Here is an 18,227-nt window from a genome sequence, read left to right as displayed (position 1 = left end):
CTTAGGTTACCACAATATAAAGTGCCCAAATAACGTAGAAGAATACCCATGGCAGGCTTGCAATCACCAAAGCTTGGCCACGTTCAAACTCCGTCCACGTCAGTACAACGCCGTAGCCGAGCACAATGTACCAAGGCAGAAGCAAAGGTAACGAGCTAGCGAAATGAGACCATTCGTTAGTAAGAGGCAGCTTTAATAGACCATTGAGGCTATTTAAATCGGCAGCGTAAGTCATTACCTGACCATGCTTGAGTAGCAAGCTCGCGTAGCTTGCTACATCGCCCAATACTGCTGGGAATAAGATAGCACACGATGCGGCAAACCATTTCCAGTAACCGTATTGTTGTTTGCTTGCCTTTGTTGCAAGAAAGAACCAAAGCGCGAGCAATATTAAGGTGGCAAAGCGGTTGAATACATCATTGATGATCGCGCTTGCCATTAGCGTGTTTGGTTCTAATAGCTCAATCTGCTTCGGGTCGATTTGCTGAAATTGCGCAGCAAGTTGGTCACTGAGCCACGTGAAATCGACATTCGAAAAGTAAGCACCCCAGAATAAAAACGGACTAAGCATCAGGAAGATGAACGGTTGCCATCCCCATCCACCGCGTTGATAAAGCGCGAGAAAACAAGATGTTGGAGAACGAAAAATGTCCAACAGCATCACAAGTGGATTGCTTGATGGGTTCATACACTTACCTTCGTTACGTCAACGTACAACTTAAGCTTTTGACCTGGTTGTAAGTATTTTTTCTTGTGTAGCGAGTTCCATTTCACGATGTCGTTTGTTTTTACTTTGAACTTGCTTGCAATGCCGCTAATGGTGTCGCCAGAGCGAACGTTGTAGAAAACGGTACGGATCACAGAACCTTTGTCTGAGTCCTTCCATATCACTAGCTTTTGACCCACACGCAATGGATCTTTAGGGCTCATACCATTCCATTTAGCTAACGATTTATACGACACTTTATTGTTACGTGCGATTGACCACAAACTTTCTCCAGACTGAACGACATGGGTGAGCTTGAGTTGACCACGAGCACGAGATTGAGTCTTGTTTAATCGGTTTTGTGCCGTTAATGCGTATTTTGCATCGTCTTTTGTTGATGTCGGAATCAACAGGTATTGACCAATACGAATATTGTTATTCGATAGGCCGTTGGCACGTCGAATGACTTTCGTGGTTGTGCCGTATTTATTAGCTAGCACGCTTAAAGAGTCGCCAGATTTCACCTTGTAGCGAGCGACCTTCATCCCTTTACCGCGATTTTTCTCCACCTTGGTGAGAAAAGTCTCTTTTTTCTCTACGGGAATCAAAAGTTGGTGCGGCCCCTCAGGCGCTGTCGACCACTGGTTGTATGCTGGGTTGTAACTCTGCAACTCTTTTACGCTAATGCCGGCATAATCTGCGGCAATAGCCAGATCTAACTGCTCTTCTGGATCAACAAGCGTTAGAACAGGCTTGTTTGGAATTGCAGGAATATTAAGTCCGTACTTGTCTTGGTTTGCGATAACGTCAGCCAAGGCCAATAGCTTAGGAACGTAACTGCTGGTCTCTTTTGGTAAGTCTAATGAGAAGAAATCGATAGGTTTACCGAGCTTTTTATTCTTACGAATTGCGCTAGAAACTCGGCCTCCACCGCTGTTATAAGCGGCGATTGCATGTTCCCAGTTACCATCAAAACGCTCGTTTAGTTGTACTAGGTAGTCCAGCGCTGCATCCGTTGCTGCTGCCACATCTCTGCGACCGTCATACCAGTAGTTTTGCTCTAATCCCATCATTTTTCCGGTGCCTGGGACAAATTGCCACAACCCAGCCGCGCTACCATGTGAGTAGGCAAAGGCATCGAATGAACTTTCCACTACAGGAAGTAATGCAAGCTCCATTGGGAGTCCGCGCTCTTCGATACGTTTTGTGATCATGTATAGAAAAGGAGTCGCACGCTTAGATACCGTGTAAAGGTGATTTGGGTGCTTTAAATACCACGTACGGTAGTAGTCCACTTTCTTGTGGTTTGGGATATCCATGTCCAGCTGCATGGCGATACGTTGCCACACATCTTCTTGTTCTTGGGGGGAGAGAACTTTAGGCGCGTCGTTAGCGGATTTTTTTGCTAGTGACGATTTATTGCCCGGTTGAGCTTTTACTGCATTTTGCTTTGCAGTCTGCTCAGATTTATTGGTTTCTGGTGTAGAAGACGTTGAATCTGACTGAGTCAATTGACAGCCAGATAATAACAACGCCAACGCCCAAGTATACTTCAAACGCATGGATTCAGCCTATTTAGGGCCTGTTTATCTTCACCTGCCTGTCGCGCAACGTAATGTGCGTGGCAGTCGCAAGATAATAGACATCTTTTAAACACTAACTAATTTATAGAGGCAAAGAGCTTCTAATTATGCAATGGGGAGAAATTCAAATAGATTTATATCAACCCCAAACGTAAGAGAAGCGCCAGTGGCGCTTCTCGAAAAATCAGCCCCTGATAATACTGGGGTCTTGCAAACTTACAAGCAGAAAATGGTTAAAATTCGTTCTTCCACTCGCGTAAAGCAGTAAAAACCGAGCATGGATCGCTATTTTTAATGCGACTAGCAACAGATTGAACCACGTCAGGGTTAGAGGTTCGCAAGAACGGATTAATCCACTTTTCTTTGCGTATTGTTGTTGGAAGTGTCGGAATGTTGAGTGCTCGCAGTCGGTTTACATCGTCGCGATATTGGCGAAGTTGCTCATTGTCAGGTTCAACCGCTAGAGCAAACGCCACGTTACTCGCCGTGTATTCATGTGCGCAGAAGACTTGAGTTTCTTCTGGTAGAGACGTTAGTTTACTCAGTGATTCAAACATTTGCTCAGGCGTACCTTCAAAAATACGACCACAGCCAGCGGAAAAGAGCACATCACCGCAAAACAGTTTTCCGTCTCCAACGTAACCGATATGGCCCAAAGTATGGCCTGGTAACCCAAGTACTAAGAAAATCTCACCAAACAACTCCAGTTTGTCGCCTTCTTCCATTGGTGTTGTTAGGGTTGGAATTGGCTCTGATTTTGGGCCCACAACGGCGACTTCGGGAAAGGCACGCACTAAGTCTGGAACGCCACCAATGTGATCGTTGTGGTGGTGCGTAATTAAAATCGCTTCTAAAGTTAATTCGTTAGCCTGCAGAAATTCTAATACTGGCTTCGCATCGCCCGGATCAACGACTGCGCAGCGCTTATCGTTATTTTGTATCAGCCAGATGTAATTATCATTAAATGCGGGTATGCTTTTGATCTCTAACACGATTCGTTCTCCGTCACCCATTTTAGTCAGGTGGTTAATGAAACCAGCACTCAGCAACAAAACTATACCACACCCGTCGACTTGGTCAGCAATGAACAACGGTCCGTGGGTGCTTGAGTCAATCCAGACCCGACTTGATGAATGGTGCCCGAAACTCTTCGGCTACCATATGCTCAAACTGGGCGGGTTGAGCTGTGAGCTAACCAGCTGTAATTGTAACATTCAACACCAAGTCAACGTAGATATCCAGAACCCGTTGCATAATGTGATTGCAGATGGTTACGAATTACCCTTTTTGGAAAAAAGCTTTGATGTTGTGATACTCGCTCATCAGCTCGACTATGCAAGCGATCCACACCGTTTGTTGCGTGAAGTCGATAGAGTGATGATGGATGATGGCTATGTAATTATTACTGGATTCAACCCATTAAGCTTGACTGGATTAGCGAGTTTGCTTCCATGGCGTAAACATAATTTGCCTTGGAGTGGACGAATGTTTACGTCGAACCGCATCAAAGATTGGTTAGGGTTACTTAATTATCAAGTGATTCATTGTGATCGTTATGCGCTGTTTCCGATGAAACGTTACCGTACGATGTGGACATGGTTGGAAAATAGTCTTGGTGATTGGGCATCACCCGCTGGGAGTTTGTATTACATAGTCGCACGGAAACGGACATACCCTCTCAAGCCTATCAAACCGCATTGGCGCTTGAAGAAAAAGCTCACACCACTTGGGGTGATGAATCGAGAGGGTAACACTATGAGGAAAGAATCTCGCTAAGAGGGTTGGTAACCTGTATCTTCCTCAGTTGGGTTTTCTGCAGCAGTCCGGGCTAGCTCATCACACATTTCGTTCTCACGATGGCCCGCGTGGCCTTTTACCCAATGCCATTCAACTTGATGGCGTGCGGTTTCTTTGTCTAGAGCTTGCCATAAATCGGCATTCTTCACGGGTTTTTTATCCGCTGTTTTCCAACCACGCTTCTTCCAGTTATGGATCCACTGAGTAATACCTTGGCGCACATATTGGCTGTCAGTCGTTAAAGTGACTTTACAAGGTTGTTTTAACGTCTGTAGCGCGACGACAGCCGCCAACATTTCCATGCGGTTGTTGGTAGTTAACGTATAGCCTTTGGAAAGTGTCTTTTCTACGTCTTTGTAACGCAATACTATGCCGTAACCACCTGGTCCTGGGTTACCTAAACAAGAACCGTCAGTGAAAATCTCAACGTGTTTGGTCATATTTTTTGGTACTATTAGCCGAAACATTTAATAAAGCATAGTCTGACATACATAACCTTATGAATACCAGCAGCAATTCTGAATATAACCGCATTGTCGTTCTCGATACCGAAACCACAGGTATGAACCGCGAGGGTGGTCCTCACTACATGGGACACCGCATTATTGAAATCGGTGCCGTGGAGATCATCAACCGTAAGCTGACTGGTCGTCACTTCCACGTTTATTTAAAACCCGATCGTGAAATCCAACCAGAAGCGGTTGAAGTTCACGGTATTACGGATGAATTCTTGGTTGATAAACCGGAATACGCGAGCGTGCACCAAGAGTTTCTTGAGTTTATTAAAGGCGCAGAACTTGTTGCCCACAACGCGCCCTTCGATACCGGCTTTATGGATTACGAGTTTGGCATGCTCGATCCTAACATCGGCAAAACGGACGACTACTGCAAGGTGACCGATACTCTTGCTATGGCGAAGAAAATCTTCCCTGGTAAGCGAAACAACCTTGATATCTTATGTGAACGTTACGGTATTGATAACTCGCACCGTACACTCCACGGAGCTTTGCTCGATGCGGAGATTCTAGCCGACGTTTACCTCTTTATGACGGGTGGTCAAACGAGTCTAGAATTTAACGCGAATAAACAAGAGGGTGGGGTAGAAACCATTCGTCGTATTGAAGGAAGAAAAGCGCTAAAGGTTTTGCGCGCAAGTGCCGATGAACTAGAAGCTCACCAAAAAAGATTAGAGTTGGTGAACAACTGTATTTGGCATCAATAGGAGAAGCTATGTTGAGGGCTTTGTTGGTCGCGTTTTTAGCGATATGGAGTAGTCTCTCGAGTGCTGCGAGTGAATCTACAATGTCTTTGTTAGACAATCGCTTTCGAGTTGATCCAACCATCGAGCAGATCACGTTTTTGGTTTATCGTGAGCAAAGTTCTCAGCCAGTTGTTTTAGTCCGTCCTGACGGTAAAAAATACTATGCTTGGGGCTCTTACGACAATGTACGTTGGTATCAAGAAGCCTCACTCGATATTATTTCCGTTGATAACCCTATGCCAGGTCCATGGCAGGCTGTGGGGAAAGTTACGCCTAAAAATAACATCCGCTTAATTTCTCACCTAAAGCTCAGTACGGATCTGTTCCCAAACCGATTATATAATGGGGAAGCGCTTAAGTTTACAGCTCGCCTGACCTCCGACGGCAAACCTCTTGTACTGCGCGACTTCCTTGATCGCGTGAATCTGCGCGTGACATTTACCAAGTTTGTCGAAAATGAAGATGAGCTGATCAAAGAAGCACGTCCAGTGCCGATGGTTGTGGGTGAGTTTTCTGATGACGGCCGAGGCTTGGATGAAAAAGCAGGGGATGGAGTGTTCACGGTTCAGCTCCCAATAGACGTTGAGCCTGGTAAGTACCGTGCGCGCATCACGTCTGGCAATGGCGTATTCTTACGAGCGCAAGAGCAAGTCATCTTGGTTTATCCGAACCCAATCTCTCGTACTTTTATTCAGGCTCGTAATCCCGATAAGCCACACCAATTAGTGGTGAGTGGCGAGCAAGGTATGATTGCACCAGGCTCTATTGCAGTCACAGTGAAAAAGGACGCTCCCGATGGTTTCATTAGTTACAGCCAAGGACAGGTCTCTAAAGATGGAATGAGAGTTACGTTGAACCTCAATAACGATGCTGAGCTTGGTAAGTACGCATGGCGCGGCGAGATCTTTGCCACTGATTTTGCAACTCAGCGCTCGTTGGTGTTTCCTATCCCAGAGCAAACCTTCAGTGTTGTTGATGAAGTTGATCTAGAAGCTGCTCGAATTGCAAAAGAAGCTGAATTAGCCGAACAGCGCCGTATTGAAATGGAAAAGCAAATTATCGCTGAGCGAGAGGCTGAGCGTAAGCGCAGCATGATTATTATCGCGGTGGGTAATTTGATAATGCTGCTGATTGTGATCATTGCATGGATAGTCTGGCGCAAAATTAAAGCGAAGCGCGATGCCATGCCAGAGATGCAATTAGAAGTACCAAAGAAATAGTAGTAACACATAAAGCGAGAAACGGAGCCAATCGGCTCCGTTTTTTCAGTTTAAGTTTGAGACAGAGTTTGATGCTTCTCATGGTCATTAATCATTTTATTTTAAAGTAACACCATGATTTAACGTTGATTAATCATAATAAAGCTCGCATGATACTCTTTACGTTTCGACTTGATTTTAGTGCGTATCGACGGAGTGAGTTATGACAATTGGAGAGTTAGGACTAGAACATTTACCACGACAAAAGGCCTTGGTTGAGTCAGCTTATGATGCCTTTTGTTCTGAAAAAGACGTTGTTGCCGCGGTATTGCTTGGCTCCTTGTCATCAGGACAAGGTGACCGTATTTCGGACGCTGATGTTGTTGTATTTACTCAAAACAACTTCCATAAAGCCTCAGAGCCTTGCTTTACCCAGTTTGAAGCTAATAAAGATATTTTTTATCGCCTTGAGGGAGAGCACAACGAAAATGCGTGTTTCAAAAAATACATTTTTAATGACCTAACCAGTGCAGAGATTCATTGTTTAGATCTCTGTGAGCCCTTCAAACTTTCTAAGCCATTTAAGACTTTATTTGATAAAGCTGATGTGATTGGGGGCATGGTTACTGATGAACCTGCGCCAAAGCATGAAGATTTCCCAGTTTATACCAGTGGTGATCAAGGCCTGATCTGGGAACTCTTTGATTGTATTAAGTGGTTGAGCAGAGATAACCATGAGCTTGCTAAGTCCTATTTGAAAAAACTCTCTGAGAAACTCTAATTTGAGAGTCATCTCCGTTCCTCCCACTGAAGTTAGCTAGGCGGTTAGGTTATGAAATACAAAAAGCGTCAGAAGTATAAATACACTCTCCATTCTGAAGAAAAGATTGAGACTCAAATTTCAGTGAGTAACGCGTATGACAGCCCTTTTCTTAGTTTGTCCAAACAAGGCGTGTTAACGATTAAAAAGGGCTATGCATGGGATGGAGCGAGTGGGCCAGCGTTAGACACAAAAAACATTATGAAAGCTTCTTTAGTGCATGATGCTCTTTACCAACTCATGAGGGAAGAGGTGTTGCCACAAAGTGCTCGAAAGCATGCGGATACGTTGTTGAGAGAAACATGTTTAGAAAAAGGAATGTCTAGCTTCAGAGCAACTTATATCTATTATGGCGTCAGAGTTGTCGGTGGCTTCTTTTCTAGACCTGATACTTTGTGTGCTTAATGGGAACATCTTTCCAACGTTTAACTGTTTATTTATACAGTTTAGTTATGTAAGCTCCAAGGTGATACAAAGGAGTAGTACATAATGACAATAAGATATGAAGAGCATGTGCCAAGCCCGAAAGAATACTATGATATGCGTGTCAAAGCCGGGCTATCACCCAAATCGTTGAAAGCTGCTGAAATTGGTCTACCCAATTCGTTATATGGCGTATCTGTTCGGGATGAAGGAAAGCTCATTGCAATGGGTCGGGTTGTTGGTGACGGGGCGTGTAACTTCGAAATTGTCGACGTTGCCGTTGATTCTGATTATCAAGGCAACGGTTTAGGTAGAAAAGTCATGGAATACATCGACGGTTATCTTTCATCTGTTGCACTTGAAGGCTCTTACGTTTCTATGATTGCTGATGAACCGGTCTTTTACGAAAAGCTTGGTTATAGGCTGGTGGCTCCTAAAAGCCAAGGGATGACAAAAAAGTTTAAGCCAAAGGCGTAACACGTATTCAGCTGTGAAGATAAGCACTAGAAAACAGGAGTTTAATTTCCTGTTTTCTATATTAAATTTGTATTTAAGCCACTTCTGGAATTGGTTTGGGTGGCTGCTCTAAATCAGGCTCTTTTTGAACAGTAGGAATTTGTCCCTCACCCACAGCACTGATGTAACAGCCACTAAGTTTAATGGCAAGGTACATATCAGCTCGCAGTAAGATGCCTCCTTCACTGGTGCTGATACCAGTAAGCTCACACCATTGACGAAGACGTCGTTTCCTTCCTGCGAGGATTAAGCGTACGCCTCTCTTTTTCAAAGTATTGTGAATATCTGCCAGTGTTGCCATCACACTAAGATCCAAGTGAGTAAAGCTCGACACGGCGTCGATGACAACGCAACTTGCGTCTTTGTGATGCTCTGCCTGCTCTAACACTCTACGTTTAAAGTAAGGAGCATTGAAGTAAGTTAGCGGTGAGTTAAAGCGGTAAATCACCATTCCAGGAATAGGCGAAGCTTTTCCTGAGTCGTCGATGGTCCGAATGGTGCCTTTTTCATCCAAGCCAAGTAGCTGATCACTCGGCCGCATGACAATACGTAAAAATTGAAACAGCCCTAGCAATACCGCCAAAGTGATCCCCGGTATTACACCCACGATCAACACAGAAATAAAAGTAATGATGGCCAGATAAAATGCATCTTTGTCACGAGATTTTAATTTCCAAATTGCTTTAAGATCGAGCAGCGATAGGGACGCAATGATCAATACAACACCAAGTGAAGCGATAGGGATGAACTGTAAAGGCTCATAAATAAATACCGCAATAATGGCAATGGTGATTGCAGCGACAATCGAAACTAATTGAGATTTACCACCATTTGCATCATTAACGGCTGTGCGTGAGTCAGCGCCGCTTATCGCGAAACCTTGTGAAAACGCTGAGGCAATGTTGGCAAAACCCAACGCCTGAAACTCTTTATTTGCATCAATATCATAACCGTTTTTAGCCGCGAAACTGCGGGCGGTGAGCATCATGCTAACAAAACTGACAATCGCAAGGTTGAGCGCCGGGACTACTAGTTCACGAACTTCACCTAGCTCAAATTCCGGTGTTTGAAACTGAGGGAAGCCACCTTGAGTGAGTCCGACAACCGATACGCCCATCTCTTGTAAATGGAAAAACCAAACTGACGCAGTAGTTACGAGGATCGCCAGCATGGCAGCAGGCCAAGTTGGTCGGTAGCGTTTGGTGAGCAAATAAACGACAACTGTCACGATACTCAGAGTTACAGTAGGCCAATGAAGATCGGTTAATCGTTGTGGAGCTTCCCATAAACGTTCCAGTAAATAACGTTGCTCGTATTTCAAACCGACTACTTTCGCAAACTGACCAACGATAATTGTGAGAGCAACACCGTTGAGTAGACCCAAAAGAATCGGACGAGAAAGGAAATCTGCAAATACCCCTAGCTTGAAACGACTTGCCAGTACACACCAAATCCCCGTCATCGCTGTCATGGTCATAACCAACTGCCAATGTTTTGTGGGGTCACCTGCGGCAAGTGGTGTCACAACAGCAGCAATCACTGCACAGGTTGCTGCATCGGGTCCGACAATGAGTTGTCGAGATGTGCCCATCATGGCGTAAACCAACATTGGCAGTACACACGAATACAGACCGACAATTGCGGATACACCAGTTAATTGTGCGTAAGCTATGGCAACTGGCAGTGCAACCGCGACAACAGAAAAGGCGGCTCTAAAGTCGTTAACAAACCATTCTTTTTGATAATGCTTAAGCTGAACAAGCCCTGGGAACCACTGTGCGAGTAATATTTTAGCCAACGGATTTACCATATATGTGAGTGAGTTACTTAAAGTATACACCGCTTAGTTGGAACGTCTGTGAGTTAGTTATCACTGGAAATCGGGGAAAAGATTGGAGTGCGAGGATTTTATTGCGCAGGGGGGCTTTGTAGTGTGAGGTGTTATGAATCCGATTCTGGAAGCAATAAAAAACGGGAGCTGATACTCCCGTTTGTGATCTCAGATTCTAGAGTTACGCGACACTATCCATCTGAGGGTATAGCGGCTTTGCGGCAAGCAGTTCCGGCTCAAAATCGTCAACGTTGATTGTATCTAGACGATGCTGTTCCGCTTCTCTGAGTAGATCGGCTTCTTCTTGCGTGATAAAGCCTTGCTCTAGCCCTTCCTGAGCAATCATATCCAAACGTAAGAATGGGCGACGCTTACCCTGCGCTTTACATACTTTGTCAAACACAGGTTCAGCTTGAAGAATGACTGACAGCGCAAGCTCAATCTTACCTGCTGCGTTGTGCTCGGTTGGTTCAAGGTATTGACCGCGACCAATGCGTGAGCGCGTTGCACTTGGCGTTTGTAGAATGCGCGCCACTTTACTGTCTAGTTTATCGCTTGGCGCTTTGCGTACACGACCGAATGGCATGATTAACACGCGCAGTGCACGACCAATCACTTTGTTCGGGAAGTTTGCTAAGAATTCGTCTACCGCCACTTCCGCTTGTTTCAAACTGTCTTGTAGACCCCAGTGTACTAATGGTAAATCTTCGACTGGGCGGCCATCTTGCTCAAAACGTTTCAACGTCGCAGAGCTCAAATATAGCTGGCTTAGAATGTCACCAAGACGCGCTGATAGACGCTCTTTACGCTTCAAAGAGCCACCTAGCACTGCCATCGAGATATCCGATAGTAAGGCAAGGTTTGCACTGTAGCGGTTCAATTGTTGGTAGTAACGCTTGGTTGCATCTTTGGTTGGCGATGAAGAGCCCAGACCGTCGCTCAAACCAAACCAGATACTGCGCACTAGGTTACTCATTGTAAAGCTCACGTGACCAGCAAGCGCTTTATCAAATTTCTCGACAGCATTACTTGCTTCAGAATACGCCGCGTTCATTTCTTCAAGAACGTACGGATGGCAACGGATTGCGCCTTGGCCAAAGATGATCATTGAGCGTGTTAGAATGTTAGCACCCTCAACCGTTACTGCGATTGGCGCACCTTGGTAACCACGAGCTAGGAAGTTAGAAGGTCCCATACAGATACCTTTACCGCCTACGATGTCCATTGCATCGATGATGCTTTGCTGGCCGCGGTGCGTACAGTGATACTTCACGATAGCTGAGATAACTGAAGGTTTTTCACCTAAGTCGATACCCGCAACGGTTAAGTTGCTTGCTGCATCCATCACGTAAGCATTACCACCCAAGCGTGCTAATGGTTCTTCAACTCCTTCCATATGGCCGATCGGCTGTTTGAACTGACGGCGAATACGTGAGTAAGCACCGGTTGCCATTGCCGCAGTTTTGATGCCACCTGTTGAATTTGAAGGTAGCGTGATACCACGTCCAACCGACAGACACTCAACCAGCATACGCCAACCTTGGCCCGCCATTTTTTCACCACCGATAATGAAATCGATAGGAACAAAGATGTCTTTACCGCGCGTTGGACCATTTTGGAATGGTACATTGAGCGGGAAGTGTCGGTTACCAATCTCAACACCTTTGACATCAGTTGGGATAAGCGCACAAGTGATGCCAAGATCTTCTTTGTCGCCTAGCAAACCTTCAGGATCGCGAAGTTTAAATGCTAAGCCTAGTACCGTTGCGACTGGCGCTAGGGTGATGTAGCGCTTGTTCCAAGTCAGGCGCATACCCAGTACTTCTTTTCCTTCCCATTCGCCTTTACAGACCACACCGTAATCTGGAATAGATCCAGCGTCAGAACCCGCTTCTGGACTTGTTAGGGCGAAACAAGGGATTTCCTTACCTTCAGCTAGACGCGGTAAGTAATGATTTTTTTGATCTTCAGTACCGTAGTGTTGCAGTAGCTCACCTGGGCCCAAAGAGTTAGGAACACCAACGGTAGACGATAGAACGCCAGAAACACCCGTTAGTTTTTGTAGTACTAGTGATTGCGCGTATGCTGAGAACTCAAGACCACCGTACTTTTTCTTAATGATCATGGCGAAGAACTTATGATCTTTCAGGTATTGCCAAACTTCTGGCGGTAAGTCCGCGAGTTCATGGGTCACTTGGAAATCACTCACCATGGCGCACACTTCATTCACAGGGCCGTCTAAAAAGGCTTGTTCTTCCGCACTTAACTTAGGTGCTTGAATTGCGTGTAGCTTTTGCCACTCTGGTTTGCCTTTAAATAGTTCGGCTTCCCACCAGACGGTACCTGCGTCTAACGCTTCTTTTTCGGTTTGAGACATAGCTGGCAGCACTTTCTTGAAAAGCACTAACGCTTTGCGGCTAATTAAAGACTGACGTACGCCAGGAACCGCGAGCACAGCTGCGGCGAGAACGTAAATAGCCCAACCAATAACGCCGACAGTACCAGCTACTGTAAGAGCCAGCATGGCTGCGGTGAGTAAGCTAATAGATTTCACGAGAGACATGCGGTGGTAGAGCGTAATGCCTAGCACGATCGCCATCGTGATGATTGAGAGCAAGATGTCCATATGTATTTTCCTTTTCAGACTTTATAAGTTTTGTACGTCTGTATGTTAGGTAAGAGGTCTAACCAGTTGGTTTAAGTGTAATCAAAATATTAAGGAAATGTAAAACATAAGATTGGATAAAAAGTGATCTAAGTAGAGTTAAAATTCTAAAGTTGAGATTTGAGTGATGGTTTCATGAGCAAGTTGACAAGTTTATTACCATCACTAATCTAAATCTGTTGGTTCACTATCGACACTAATTCTCGTTTGTGGGTAAACTCAGAGTAATCAAACCCGAGTTCAGGTTTATGAAATGTCCGATACCAAATTGGTATCAGAACAATTTGCTCAGTGAGTCAAGAGCTGACTGAAGCCGAAATAATAAAGAGAACGTCTTATGTACCATGATCTGATTAGAAGTGAATTAAACGAAGCTGCTGAAGTGCTCAACAAATTTTTAAGCGATGACCATAACATTGCGCAAATCGAAGCAGCGGCGAAAATGATTGCTGACTCATTCAAGCAAGATGGTAAAGTATTGTCATGTGGTAACGGTGGTTCTCACTGTGATTCAATGCACTTTGCCGAAGAGCTAACAGGCCGTTACCGAGAAAATCGTCCTGGCTATGCTGGTATTGCTATTTCAGATCCAAGCCACCTTTCTTGTGTGAGTAATGACTTTGGTTATGACTTCGTGTTTTCACGTTATGTAGAAGCGGTTGGTCGAAAAGGTGACGTACTGTTTGGTCTGTCGACGTCAGGTAACTCAGGTAACATCCTGAAAGCGATTGAGGCAGCGCAAGCTAAAGGCATGAAGACGATTGCGCTAACAGGCAAAGATGGCGGCAAAATGGCAGGCCTTGCAGATATTGAAATCCGCGTGCCACACTTTGGTTATGCAGACCGCATTCAGGAAGTTCATATTAAGATTATTCATATCATCATCCAGTTGATTGAAAAAGAGATGGAATAACCGTTTTACGGCCACCGTTTCGAGCTGTGTTGTTAGGGAGTTTTTTAAGCCATGTGTGAATTGCTCGGTATGAGCGCTAATGTTCCAACGGATATTTGTTTCAGTTTTACTGGGCTCATGCAGCGTGGAGGTCGAACCGGCCCACACCGTGACGGATGGGGGATCACCTTCTACGAAGGGAAGGGCTTTCGAACCTTCAAAGATCCCAAACCAAGTTGTGAGTCTAAAATAGCAGAGTTGGTACAAAATTATCCCATCAAAAGTCGTGCGGTCGTTAGTCATATCCGACAGGCGAATCGTGGTGGTGTTAATTTAGAAAATACTCATCCCTTTACACGTGAGCTGTGGGGTAGGTATTGGACGTTTGCGCATAACGGTCAGCTCTCTGGCTACCAAGACTTGCATACAGGTCGACATCGACCTGTCGGTGAGACAGATAGTGAACTGGCATTTTGCTGGTTGTTGAAGCAAATGGAAGATCGATATCCTGAGCCACCAAAGGATATGGAGTCGGTATTCTTATATGTTGCTAAATGTTGTGATGAGCTAAAAGAGAAGGGTGTATTTAACATGCTTCTGAGTGATGGTGAGTATGTAATGACGTATTGCACCAATCATTTGTATTGGATCACAAGACGCGCACCGTTTGGAAAAGCCGCGTTGCTTGATGAAGATGTGGAAATTAACTTCCAAGAAGAAACAACGCCACACGACATCGTTTCTGTGATCGCAACTCAACCTTTGACGGGCAACGAAGCTTGGCAGCGTATGAAACCTGGCGAATACGGCTTGTTTCACCTAGGTGAACTAGTCAAAAATAATGCCTCTGAACTGGTAAATGTGCCGTTTGCGGCGGCTAAGCCAGGCAATCAAGCGCCAACCGAACCGTTAGAGTGATGGTCTCTTACTCTGAATGACCCGTCCTGATATGGGTTGACACTTTTTAACTAAAACGCTCGATGTACTTCATCGGGCGTTTTGTATTTTAAAGCCGTATGAGGCCTCATTTGATTATAGATATCTACGGACTCTGCTACCATCGTCCTTGCTTCTTTCAGATCTTTCGGTTTCTTCAGCAAGAGCTCCATTTTGAGTATCCCATTTACACGCTCAGCTAAAGCATTCTGATAACAGTCATACCCGTCTGTCATTGAGCAAGTCACTCTATGTTTCTTATGGATATCTTGATATTCCTTCGAACAGTATTGTGAGCCTCTATCTGAGTGGTGTATTAGCTTTTCTTCACTCTGCCGTTGCCTGAGAGCTGAGATAAATGCCCGCTTAACTGATTGAGTTTTCATGTTGTCATCCACATAAAAACCAACAATCTTCCTTGAATAAGCGTCTGTAACCAAGCTGAGATAACTCTCTCCATTTTGAGTTGGCAAGTAAGTAATATCAGCAACCCACAGTTGTTCTGGCTTCGTTGGTGTCAGCCCATCTTTCACTTTGTTTGGGTGACAGAAAAATCGATGACGGCTGTCAGTCGTTCGGTGATAGGCTCGTCTTGCTCTCACTAACAGCCGATGCTTTCTGAGAAGTTCAAAGAGCTTATCGCGACCTATTTGAATGCCCTTTGTTGCTGCTAAGAACTTCAGTTTACGCGTGCCAATGCGTGGCTGCTTCAGCCTGACTTCACGGACAAAGCCAATGACAGTATGCTCATGATGTTCACAACGAGATTGAGTTTGGCATTGCTTATAATAAGCTTGGCGAGAGATTTGTACTAACTGACAAAACTTCGTAACGCTCAAACCTACTATGGTTTTCTCTTGGACAACGCTTCTTTGTGCTTTTTTGTCACTCTAACACCATAGTCACGTTCCATAACGTTCACGACAGCTTCAAAGAAGTCGGCTTTGAGTTGAGCATCTTCGAGCTGCTTTTCAAGCTCTTTAATACGTTGCTCTGGTGTAGGAGGTGAATTGAACTCGGTCATAGAGTCTCCTTTGGACATAAAGTTAGGTGTCCCTTTAGACCAATCTAGTCGACCATGCTTACGAAGCCAAACCAAAACCGTAGAGCAACCTTGGATGCCATACTTCTCTTGGGCTTGTTTGTAAGTGAGGCTTCCTTTTTCAACCTCATCAACTACAGTGAGTTTAAAAGCGAGGGAGTAATCGCGCTGAGTTCTTTTAGTTGTTGATTTCATAACACTCTCCAATTTTGGGGGTAGAAAGTGTCAACCTTATTTAGGACGGCACAGAATGTAAAAATAAAGCTCGCTTAATCGCGAGCTTTATTTTTATGCGTTTTAAACCGAGGGCGGATACGGATGAGCATTCTTACTTTCTAGAGTGCTGGTAGTAGAGTCCTAGTCTCGCTAAGGCTTGCTGTAAAGACGTAACTGATAGAAATTTCTCATAAAACACCTCGTCAGTCTGAACGGTGAAGAACGAACCAGATGCAGAATCTACTTTCCGAGTGTTATGTTACTCAAGTGGTTATGGGATTTTTTAGAATGCTGGGTTTTAGGTTTCTAGTCTCACCATGGTTTTCTTGAATCAAGTTTATAAGTATTAAAACAACCAAGAGCAGCCCTCAGGCTGCTCTTTTGTGCTTGGAGTTTATTATTCAGGGCTACTCATCTGAGGCGTACCCATGTACGCCAAGCTCTGCGCCATCTAAATAGGCTTTACCATCCTTCATGATCAACCGCTCGTCTACCAGCCACTTAGCCACCATAGGGTAGATTCGGTGCTCCTGCGCCTGAACACGTGCCGCAAGTACACTAGCATCATCGTCTTCGAACACAGGAACTTTTGCTTGCAGTATGACAGGGCCACCATCAAGCTCTTCCGTTACAAAGTGCACACTCGTACCATGTTCTTTATCGCCAGCATCAATTGCTCTCTGGTGTGTGTGTAGCCCAGGATATTTTGGTAGAAGAGAAGGGTGGATATTGATCATCTTACCCATGTAATGAGAAACAAATGCGCTGCTCAGAATGCGCATGTAACCAGCAAGAATAATCACGTCTGGTTGGTATTCATCTATTTGACTCATTAGCTCTGCATCAAAGCTTTCACGCGAGCTGAATGCTTTAGGGTCGACAAAGTGACCGTCCACATCAAACTTTTTTGCACGTTCTAAACCAAAAGCATCTGCTTTGTTAGAGAACACGGCTGCCACTCGTGCGTTTGGCATGCTGTCTTCGCAAGCTTCCAAGATAGCTTGCAGGTTACTTCCGTTACCCGAGATGAGGACCACAATGTTTTTTAGGGTATGGTTTTTCATGATGTCGAGAGCGCCTTGGTATTGTAGGTTGGAGTTATGTAGCTTCTAAACTACCTACTAATAGAATGGTTTTTAGTGTTCTAGATAGCAAAATGAGGACCTAGTCATCTAGTGTCCTCATTCTTCTTATCTTTTGAGCTCGATTTGCAAATTATTGGATTTCAACTTGCTCTTCGTTCGCGTCTGCTTGTGCGATTTGACCAATCACCCACGCGTTTTCGCCTTCTTCTTTAAGAAGAGCAACTGCTGCATCTGCCTGGTCTTTCGGTAGTGCGACGATTAGACCTACACCACAGTTGAATGTGCGGTACATTTCGTGTGTGTCGACGTTGCCTTTCTCTTGTAGCCACTTGAAGATAACTGGCCATTCCCAACTGTTACCATCGATAACTGCTTTCGTGCCTTCAGGCAGTACGCGTGGGATGTTTTCCCAGAAACCACCACCAGTGATATGAGAAATCGCATGGATGTCGTGTTTCTCAATCATCTTAAGTGCTGACTTGATGTAAATTTTTGTTGGTTCTAGTAGGTGCTCACCAATAGTGCGGCCTGCTAGCTCTTCGCTCTTATCTGCACCAGATACTTCTAGGATCTTACGGATAAGGGAGTAACCGTTTGAGTGTGGGCCGCTTGAACCAACAGCGATAAGTGCATCACCAGCAGCGACTTTCGTGCCGTCAATCACGTCTTCTTTTTCTACTACGCCAACACAGAAACCAGCTACGTCGTAGTCTTCGCCTTCATACATGCCAGGCATCTCCGCAGTTTCGCCACCAATTAGGGCACAACCTGCTTGAACACACCCTTCTGCGATACCTGAAACAACATCCGCTGCGGTATCAACGTCTAGTTTGCCTGTTGCGTAGTAATCTAGGAAAAACAGTGGCTCTGCGCCTTGCACGATAAGATCATTTACACACATTGCCACTAGGTCGATGCCAATCGTGTCGTGCTTGTTCATATCCAGTGCTAGGCGAAGTTTTGTGCCAACGCCATCAGTACCAGAAACCAGTACAGGTTGTTTGTATTTAGTTGGCAATTCGCATAGCGCGCCAAAACCACCGATACCACCCATAACTTCAGGGCGACGAGTACGTTTTACCGCACCCTTAATACGATCCACAAGCGCGTTGCCTGCATCAATATCTACACCAGCGTCTTTATAGCTAAGAGAAGAGTTGTTACCACTCACAGGGAAGTCCTCGGTATTAAGTTGGATATGAAAACGGCGCTATTCTAACAGTGCTTAAACATAGATAGCAAACGTTTGCGTCTG

Annotated in this window: 17 protein-coding genes; 8 read left to right on the top strand and 9 right to left on the bottom strand. The window is 45.0% G+C overall.

Features of this window, described 5'->3' with window-relative positions:
• Position 1: 1 nt before the first annotated feature.
• The 3 genes from H9L11_RS02625 to gloB all read right to left on the bottom strand — a co-directional run bounded on the left by H9L11_RS02625 (position 2) and on the right by gloB (position 3,281).
• Positions 2-688 carry a YIP1 family protein gene (locus tag H9L11_RS02625; protein ID WP_033905504.1) on the bottom strand — a complete coding sequence of 229 codons (687 nt, stop codon included), beginning with the start codon at positions 686-688 and terminating at the stop codon, positions 2-4.
• Entirely contained in the window at positions 685-2,268 is a 1,584-nt protein-coding gene (locus H9L11_RS02620; protein WP_005391819.1) for a LysM peptidoglycan-binding domain-containing protein, read from the bottom strand. The genes H9L11_RS02625 and H9L11_RS02620 overlap by 4 nt, the downstream gene beginning before the upstream one ends.
• A 254-nt stretch (positions 2,269-2,522) precedes the next feature.
• A complete protein-coding gene (gene gloB / locus H9L11_RS02615) occupies positions 2,523-3,281 on the bottom strand; it encodes a hydroxyacylglutathione hydrolase (protein ID WP_053304147.1) in 759 nt (252 codons plus the stop codon).
• 37 nt (positions 3,282-3,318) lie between these two features.
• On the opposite strand from gloB, the gene H9L11_RS02610 reads away from it, so the two are divergent.
• Positions 3,319-4,065, top strand: coding sequence for a class I SAM-dependent methyltransferase (locus tag H9L11_RS02610; protein WP_017636046.1), 747 nt, complete (start codon positions 3,319-3,321; stop codon positions 4,063-4,065).
• Here the strand turns inward: H9L11_RS02610 and rnhA are convergent.
• Positions 4,062-4,526, bottom strand: a complete 465-nt coding sequence (rnhA, locus tag H9L11_RS02605) for a ribonuclease HI (RefSeq protein WP_005380384.1) — start codon at positions 4,524-4,526, stop codon at positions 4,062-4,064. The genes H9L11_RS02610 and rnhA overlap by 4 nt on opposite strands.
• Positions 4,527-4,585: 59 nt before the next feature.
• Between rnhA and dnaQ the strand changes: the two genes are divergently transcribed.
• The 5 genes from dnaQ to H9L11_RS02580 all read left to right on the top strand — a co-directional run bounded on the left by dnaQ (position 4,586) and on the right by H9L11_RS02580 (position 8,266).
• Positions 4,586-5,308: a DNA polymerase III subunit epsilon gene (dnaQ, locus tag H9L11_RS02600; protein WP_017636047.1), complete on the top strand. Its 723-nt coding sequence runs from the start codon at positions 4,586-4,588 to the stop codon at positions 5,306-5,308.
• A gap of 8 nt (positions 5,309-5,316) precedes the next feature.
• Positions 5,317-6,567 carry a TIGR03503 family protein gene (locus tag H9L11_RS02595; RefSeq protein WP_025768253.1) on the top strand — a complete coding sequence of 417 codons (1,251 nt, stop codon included), beginning with the start codon at positions 5,317-5,319 and terminating at the stop codon, positions 6,565-6,567.
• A 202-nt stretch (positions 6,568-6,769) separates the two neighbouring features.
• Positions 6,770-7,327, top strand: a complete 558-nt coding sequence (locus tag H9L11_RS02590) for a nucleotidyltransferase domain-containing protein (RefSeq protein ID WP_053304069.1) — start codon at positions 6,770-6,772, stop codon at positions 7,325-7,327.
• Positions 7,328-7,378: 51 nt separating this feature from the next.
• Positions 7,379-7,771 (top strand): DUF1353 domain-containing protein, encoded by a 393-nt coding sequence (locus tag H9L11_RS02585; protein WP_033905503.1) that lies wholly within the window; start codon positions 7,379-7,381, stop codon positions 7,769-7,771.
• A gap of 84 nt (positions 7,772-7,855) precedes the next feature.
• On the top strand, positions 7,856-8,266 hold the full coding sequence (locus H9L11_RS02580) for a GNAT family N-acetyltransferase (protein WP_033905502.1): 411 nt from the start codon (positions 7,856-7,858) through the stop codon (positions 8,264-8,266).
• A gap of 73 nt (positions 8,267-8,339) precedes the next feature.
• On the opposite strand, the gene H9L11_RS02575 is transcribed toward H9L11_RS02580, so the two are convergent.
• Together H9L11_RS02575 and fadE are read right to left on the bottom strand one after the other, a co-directional pair.
• Positions 8,340-10,115, bottom strand: coding sequence for a SulP family inorganic anion transporter (locus H9L11_RS02575; RefSeq protein WP_005380390.1), 1,776 nt, complete (start codon positions 10,113-10,115; stop codon positions 8,340-8,342).
• Between the two features lie 202 nt (positions 10,116-10,317).
• Positions 10,318-12,762: an acyl-CoA dehydrogenase FadE gene (fadE, locus tag H9L11_RS02570; protein WP_005385392.1), complete on the bottom strand. Its 2,445-nt coding sequence runs from the start codon at positions 12,760-12,762 to the stop codon at positions 10,318-10,320.
• 376 nt (positions 12,763-13,138) lie between these two features.
• Here fadE and lpcA point away from each other — a divergent pair, with 376 nt between their 5' ends.
• Positions 13,139-13,714: a D-sedoheptulose 7-phosphate isomerase gene (gene lpcA / locus H9L11_RS02565; protein WP_033905501.1), complete on the top strand. Its 576-nt coding sequence runs from the start codon at positions 13,139-13,141 to the stop codon at positions 13,712-13,714.
• A gap of 51 nt (positions 13,715-13,765) precedes the next feature.
• Positions 13,766-14,611, top strand: a complete 846-nt coding sequence (locus H9L11_RS02560; protein WP_005385395.1) for a class II glutamine amidotransferase — start codon at positions 13,766-13,768, stop codon at positions 14,609-14,611.
• 50 nt (positions 14,612-14,661) lie between these two features.
• Here the strand turns inward: H9L11_RS02560 and H9L11_RS02555 are convergent.
• The 3 genes from H9L11_RS02555 to purM all read right to left on the bottom strand — a co-directional run bounded on the left by H9L11_RS02555 (position 14,662) and on the right by purM (position 18,143).
• Positions 14,662-15,866 (bottom strand): IS3 family transposase gene (locus H9L11_RS02555; protein WP_102949810.1). Its coding sequence is split into 2 segments (ribosomal slippage): positions 14,662-15,515 and positions 15,515-15,866, totalling 1,206 coding nucleotides; the frame shifts between segments, so codons are not numbered across the junction.
• 428 nt (positions 15,867-16,294) lie between these two features.
• Positions 16,295-16,951, bottom strand: a complete 657-nt coding sequence (gene purN, locus H9L11_RS02550) for a phosphoribosylglycinamide formyltransferase (RefSeq protein ID WP_005394347.1) — start codon at positions 16,949-16,951, stop codon at positions 16,295-16,297.
• A gap of 151 nt (positions 16,952-17,102) precedes the next feature.
• A complete protein-coding gene (gene purM, locus H9L11_RS02545; protein ID WP_005389861.1) occupies positions 17,103-18,143 on the bottom strand; it encodes a phosphoribosylformylglycinamidine cyclo-ligase in 1,041 nt (346 codons plus the stop codon).
• Positions 18,144-18,227: the final 84 nt, after the last annotated feature.

It is taken from the genome of Vibrio sp. sp1, from assembly GCF_016920955.1.
Taxonomy (GTDB): domain Bacteria; phylum Pseudomonadota; class Gammaproteobacteria; order Enterobacterales; family Vibrionaceae; genus Vibrio; species Vibrio alginolyticus.
Note: the sequence above shows the minus strand (reverse complement) of the source record. Positions and strands in the feature narration are given on the sequence as shown.